Origin of the sequence: Dietzia cercidiphylli, from assembly GCF_014145145.1 — a bacterium.
GTDB lineage: Bacteria > Actinomycetota > Actinomycetes > Mycobacteriales > Mycobacteriaceae > Dietzia > Dietzia natronolimnaea.
Genome location: NZ_JAALEA010000274.1, coordinates 1 through 3,806, shown reverse-complemented (window position 1 = coordinate 3,806; position 3,806 = coordinate 1). Strand labels below are relative to the sequence as shown.

The 3,806-nt window shown below is 70.2% G+C and carries 3 protein-coding genes; 2 read left to right on the top strand and 1 reads right to left on the bottom strand.

What is annotated here, in order from left to right; translation table 11 throughout:
• Together G6028_RS10260 and G6028_RS10255 are read left to right on the top strand one after the other, a co-directional pair.
• A partial coding sequence (locus G6028_RS10260) for a putative PEP-binding protein (RefSeq protein ID WP_338404194.1) occupies window positions 1-1,016 on the top strand: 1,016 nt, incomplete at its 5' end.
• A 153-nt stretch (window positions 1,017-1,169) separates the two neighbouring features.
• Entirely contained in the window at window positions 1,170-3,005 is a 1,836-nt protein-coding gene (locus G6028_RS10255; protein ID WP_182617337.1) for an acyl-CoA dehydrogenase, read from the top strand.
• 140 nt (window positions 3,006-3,145) lie between these two features.
• Here G6028_RS10255 and G6028_RS10250 read toward each other — a convergent pair.
• Window positions 3,146-3,806, bottom strand: a 661-nt coding sequence (locus G6028_RS10250) for a VanW family protein (protein ID WP_182658800.1), incomplete at its 5' end; no start/stop codon positions are given.

Here is a 3,806-nt window from a genome sequence, read left to right as displayed (position 1 = left end):
CCGCCGGTGCGGTCTACCCGGGCACCGTGCGTCCGGCCGCCGCCGAACACGCCCCCGCCGACGCAGGTCGGGCGCCCGAGGTGAGGACCCGCGAGGTCACCGCGACCGCGGTGTACGTCAACCTCGCGACCCCCGACGCCGCGGCCAGGGTCGCCGCGATGGACGTGGACGGGGTGGGCCTGCTGCGCGCGGAGTTCCTCATCACCAGCGCGCTGGACGGCGTCCACCCGCGCACGCTCATCGCCGAGGGGAGGCAGGAGGAGTACGTCGACCGGATGGTCTCGGGGATCAGCACGATCGCCGCGGCCTTCGAGCCCCGGCCGGTGGTCTACCGCGCCACCGACCTGCGTTCCAACGAGTTCCGCGGACTGCTCGGCGGGGAGGTCGAGGCCGAGGAGCGCAATCCGATGATCGGCTACCGCGGGTGCTTCCGCTACACGCAGGAACCGGACCTGTTCCGACTGGAGCTGGACGCGTTGGCCCGGGTTCGGCAGAAGCACGGCAACCTGCACCTGATGATCCCGTTCGTCCGCACCGGGTGGGAGCTCCGCGCCTGTCTGGACATCATCGACGCCCACCCCCTCGGGCGCGACCCGGGCCTCAAGCGGTGGATCATGGCCGAGGTCCCGTCGGTCGTCCACTGGATCCCCGAGTACGCCGCGATGGGCATCGACGGGGTCTCGATCGGGTCCAACGACCTCACCCAGTTGACGCTCGGGGTGGACCGCGACTCCGAGGTGTGCGCGGAGCTCTTCGACTCGATGGACCCGGCGGTCCTGGCGTTCATCGACCAGATCATCGACCGCTGCCACGAATCGGGACTCACGGTCTCGCTGTGCGGGCAGGCCGCCTCGACCGACCCGTCGATGGCCGAGCATCTCGTCCGCAGGGGCGTGACGTCGGTGTCGGTGACCCCGGACTACGCCGAGATCACCCGGCGGACCGTGGCGCGGGCCGAGAAATCGATCCTGCTCGATGCGGCCCGATCGGCCGCGCGCCGCCCACCAGGCAAATAAGAGTCTTTCCTCACCTTGGACGGATCGCTGACGACGCACTAACATCTGTCTTGTTACCGACGGGTAGGTTCCGGTGCGCCCATGGACACCAGTGCCGACCCGCGCGGCCACCTCCATTGCCACGACACCGCACTCCGATCGGAGAAGACCGTAATGGGTCACTACAAGAGCAACGTCCGCGATCTCGAGTTCAACATGTTCGAGGTCCTGCGCATGAACGAGGCACTCGACGCCGGCGAGTTCGGCGACATGGACACCGACACCGCCCGGGGCATCCTCTCCGAGGTCGCGACCCTCACCGAGGGCCCGGTCGCCGAGTCCTTCTCCTCGGCCGACCGCAACCCGCCGGTCTTCGACCCCGAGACCCACTCGGTCTCCCTGCCGGAGGACTTCAAGAAGTCGTTCCGCGCCTGGTACGACGCCGGCTACTGGTCGATGGGTCTGCCGGAGGACCTCGGCGGCATGCCCGCCCCCCGCGCGATGGTGTGGGCCACCGGCGAGATGATGCTCGGCGCCAACCCCCCCGCGTTCATGTACGGAGCCGGCCCCGCCTTCGCGGCCGTGCTGTACGAGAACGGCACCGAGGAGCAGAAGAAGTGGGCCGCCACCTGCGTCGAGCGCGGGTGGGGCGCGACCATGGTGCTCACCGAGCCCGACGCCGGATCCGACGTCGGGGCCGGCCGCACCAAGGCCGTCAAGCAGGACGACGGCAGCTGGCACATCGAGGGCGTCAAGCGGTTCATCACCTCGGCCGACTCGGACGACATGTTCGAGAACATCTTCCACCTGGTCCTGGCCCGCCCCGAGGGCGCGGGCCCGGGCACCAAGGGACTGTCGCTGTTCTTCGTCCCCAAGATCCACTTCGACTTCGAGACCGGCGAGCTGGGCGAGCGCAACGGCGTGTTCGTCACCGGCGTCGAGCACAAGATGGGCATCAAGGTCTCCACCACGTGCGAGCTGACCTTCGGCGGCCACGGGGTCCCGGCCAAGGGCTGGATCGTCGGTGACGGCGAGCTCAACCTGGGCATCCGGCAGATGTTCGACGTGATCGAGCACGCCCGGATGATGGTCGGCACCAAGGCCATCTCCACCCTGTCGACCGGTTACCTCAACGCCCTGGAGTTCGCCAAGGAGCGCGTCCAGGGTGGCGACATGGCCGAGATGGCGGACAAGAACGCCCCCCGCGTGACCATCACCCACCACCCGGACGTGCGCCGGGCGCTCATCCGCCAGAAGGCGTTCGCCGAGGGCCTGCGCGCGGTGTACATGTACACCGCCGCCCATCAGGACGTCGAGATCGCCCAGCGCGTCTCCGGTGCCGACGGCGAGCTCGCCCACCGCGTCAACGACCTGCTCCTGCCGATCGTCAAGGGCGTCGGGTCCGAGCGGGCGTACGAGCTGCTCACCGAGTCGCTGCAGACCTTCGGCGGATCGGGCTTCCTGCAGGACTACCCGATCGAGCAGTACATCCGCGACGCCAAGATCGACTCCCTCTACGAGGGCACCACCGCGATCCAGGCACAGGACTTCTTCTTCCGCAAGATCGCCCGCGACCGCGGCACCGCCATCGGTCACGTCTCGGCGCAGATCAAGAAGTTCCTCGAGGCCGACGGTCCGGCGGAGCTGACCGCCGAGCGCGAGGTCCTGGCCACCGCGCTCGCCGACGTCGAGGCGATGGTCGGCACCTGCTTCGACCACCTCCTCGCCTCGCAGGAGGATCCCAAGCACCTCTACACCATCGGTCTGGCCTCGGTCCGTCTGCTCATGGCGTTCGGCGACCTCATGATGGGCTGGCGACTGCTCGTCGGCGCAGAGGTCGCCCTCGGGGCACTGGACGGCGCGTCGGACGCCGACAAGGGCTTCTACAACGGCAAGATCGCCGCCGCCAAGTGGTTCGCGAACAACGAGCTCCCGCTGATCACCGCCACCCGCGGGATCGTCGCCGGCCTCGGCAGCGAGCTCATGGAGCTGGACGAGGCCGCGTTCTGATCCACCGCTGACCACGCCCCGCGTTCCCCGGGGGTTGTGCATCGTGTTCGGTCCCGACACGCCGCACGACCCCCGGGGATCCGTGCATTTCGGGTGCATCACCGGATCCGCGGCGGTGCTGTGCGGTGCGGCGGGACTGGTCAGTTGCCGGGCAGGACCGGTATCCGGAACTCCGGCAGACCCGGGATCCGTATCGCGTCGTCCGGCACCGGCGGCGGCGCGACCGGGCCGGGCGGCTCGTCCGCGGGTGCCGGACTCTCCACCCTGCACTCGATCCGGACCCGGGGCGCATAGGTGGACGACACGGTGTCGGTGCTGACCGTCTCCTCGCCCCGCTGGACCACGCGGGTGACCCGGGCCGTGTACCCGTCGGCACCCGGGTCCGGGGTGCACCCGCCGCTGGTGACGACGCGGGTCTCGGCGCGCCGGAGGTCGGCCCGGGGCGCGGTCGAGACCCGGACCGTGTACTCGCGGGTCCCCCACAGTCTGACGGTGACCGAACCGCCACCACCGGAGGCGTCGATCACGAGACCGGTCCCCTGATCGTTGCGGAAGCCCACGTCCGCGGACGCGGTGGCGTCGCGGCCGGCGGGGAACTGCGCCCCGTCGACGCCTCGACCCGTCCGGACCAGCCCCTGCGCCCCGGACTCGAACGCCGCGTTGAACAGGGCGGTGGCCACCGCGTCGGCGGAGACGTCCCCGGAGACGGTGCCGGCGACATCGGCCATCGAGAAGGACTCGCCGGGGGGGACGAACTGCCCGGCGAGCGAGGCGATCATCGACTGCGCCCGGCCGCTGGCG